Raw genomic sequence first — 2388 nt, 5'->3', positions numbered from 1 at the left:
TGGGAGTGCAAGGGGAGACGACCGGCGCGGCCGGTGAACCATCCACACCAAAAGAATCCTGGAAACAGGCTGCCATCCCCTTAAGCGCAACCGTCCTGTCACCAGCTGCACCGACGGTCAGCCGCCCAGAGGGAGCGGAAGCGGTTGCCTCACCTCTGCCGGGTCAGCCGACGCACATAGCCCGGAGGGTCAAACGTTAAAAGAAGGCTCACCAAGAAGACCTCAGGTCCTCAACCGAAGACCCGTTCCTTTACTTTCAACGTGGACGCGTCACGGCACACTCCCCCAGGCCCGCACCAGACGGGTGCCAAGGTCCGTCCGCAGGGCCAGGTGGAAGCCGGAAAATCCTTCGCCGGGGGCAATATCGCGCCCAAGGCCGGCACGCAGGTCCCCTGGCCCCTGCCAGCTATCCGGTCCCCGGACCCGGCAGGGATGCGTGACCGGCAGGGCCGTCGGGTCGACCTGCGGCCGGCGTCGGCGGGCAGTCGCTGCCCCAGGTGCTGCCGCAGCGCTTCGAACGCCCCCAGAGCCCGCGCACCCGGCGGGAAATCGTGGGCCCAGTTCTGACGGACCGCGGCCAGGAATGCCCGTTCACTCGGTCGCCGGAGTAGGTGGCGGACCAGAGCGTGGGTGAGGCGCTCGGCGTCGGCAGGGGCTGGCCCGGGGCGGCGGGGGATCGGCCCTGCGCCTGCGCGCAGGGCATCGTCCACCAGGACGGAGACGTGGACAGACAGGTCGGCCAGGGGCATCGGTGGAACAGGCCTCCACCGCCGAGAGTGAGCGCTCACCCCTTCTCTGCCCGTGGGGCTCTGTTCCTTGGCAAAGCAACCCACACCATGCGCCTGAGGCGGCGCGCAGGGTGTTCGGAAAGTGCAGGGACACCCATAAGCCCAGGGTCAGGTTCCAGCGGAGGAGACGGCCCCCCACCGCCCGCATCACCCTGGCGAAGGTCCTCTCCGAACAGGAGCGCCCACACAGGCCCTTGATGGATGTCGATCCACGATTCCACCTGGGAACGCTGCCGGTAGATTTCCCGATGCGCCCGCCACAGCCGTTGCGCCCACCGCCGCTCCGGGCGCGCCCCCCTCGCCAGAGGCGCTCCCGCACCCGCTGGCTCCTCCCAGACAAGGCGCCGGCCCCGAACCACAGCTCCTCCCCCCTGGCCCGCCTCACTGCACGGGGGATCGCAGGCGCCGGATCGCCGCACCCCCATGCCGGTGCCCCTCACCCGCCCCAGTTGCCAAGGCTCCCCTCCCAGGGCCGGCGGGGCCGGCCAGAGGGTACATGCCTCCCACCGCTCCTCCAAGAGGCGCCGCTCCCGGTCGAGGAGAGGGCCTCCCGGAGAGGCGAGGCCGTTGTGTGAAGGTCCAGAGGGCCGGGACCAGGCCCGCGCGGTCGAGGGGAAGGTGGTCCCGGGGCCGGGGATGGGGGGCGCCGAACACCGCCGCGATTTTGACCAGCAGCGCCAGAGGGAGGGCGGCCATACCTCCCCCTTCCCACGCGATCGGGGCCTCACCGGCCTACCCCCGCCCGTTCTCCACCAGCCTCACAGGGACTTGACACGCCGGGGGTCCACCCGGTACAATAGCGGCGGTACAATACCGGCAATAGATTACCAGTATTATCTTTCCTCATACAGGGATACCGGTGGGCGAACGGTGGACCATCTTCACCAACCACGCGGCGGTGCTCCTGTATCTGCTGGAGCATCCGGGGGCCACCATCCGCCGCATCGCCGATGATCTCGGCCTGGCGGAGCGCACGGTCGTGGGGATTCTGCGTGACCTCCGCTGCGATGGGTACTTGCTCGTCCAAAAGGAGGGCCGACACAACGTGTACCGGGTGAACCCGGAGGGGCCCATGCGACGGCCGGAACATGGCGGCATGACCATCCACCAGTTTTTCGTCCGTGTGCTCCGCGACCTGGAACAGGCCCGCATGACCATCCAGAACCACATCCAAAAAGGAGGGCACCGGCCGGGAGACGGTGGCCGGGAGCCAGAGCTCTCCGAACGACTCTGATCCGTGCGCATACCCCTGTGGAGGCCCAAAACGAGATGCGGCAACCGAGACACCGCTGGACGACGATAGCCGGAGGGATATCCCTCCTGGCCTCTGGGCCGGCGCCCCTGGCCCCTCCCGGCGGAACGCTGCTCCCCGTGGAGGCCCTCGCTGTGCTGAGCAGGGAGTTGCCCTGGGCAAAAAGACCGCTCCGTCGCCTGTACACCTTCGTTCCACCACCGTGGCGCCTTCGCCTTTCACAGGTACTCGGTGTATCGGCGAGAAGCAGAGGGTCTGAGCCGGAACGGTGGTGGGCGTGCGGGTAAGAAGCCCCGGAAGGTCTTCGCCCCATGCCTGGCCAGACCCAAGCGCGCGCTCCGCGCAACA

Annotated in this window: 1 protein-coding gene; it reads left to right on the top strand. The window is 68.5% G+C overall.

All coding sequences use genetic code 11. The annotated features are described in order from the left end of the window. Positions 1–1647 precede the first annotated feature (1647 nt). A complete protein-coding gene (locus C4313_RS11520; RefSeq protein ID WP_352429992.1) occupies positions 1648–2022 on the top strand; it encodes a helix-turn-helix transcriptional regulator in 375 nt (124 codons plus the stop codon). Positions 2023–2388 lie beyond the last annotated feature (366 nt).

It is taken from the genome of Thermoflexus sp., from assembly GCF_040289485.1.
Classification (GTDB): domain Bacteria; phylum Chloroflexota; class Anaerolineae; order Thermoflexales; family Thermoflexaceae; genus Thermoflexus.
The sequence above is the reverse complement of the archived record's forward strand: the minus strand, read 5'-3'. Positions and strand labels throughout refer to the sequence as shown.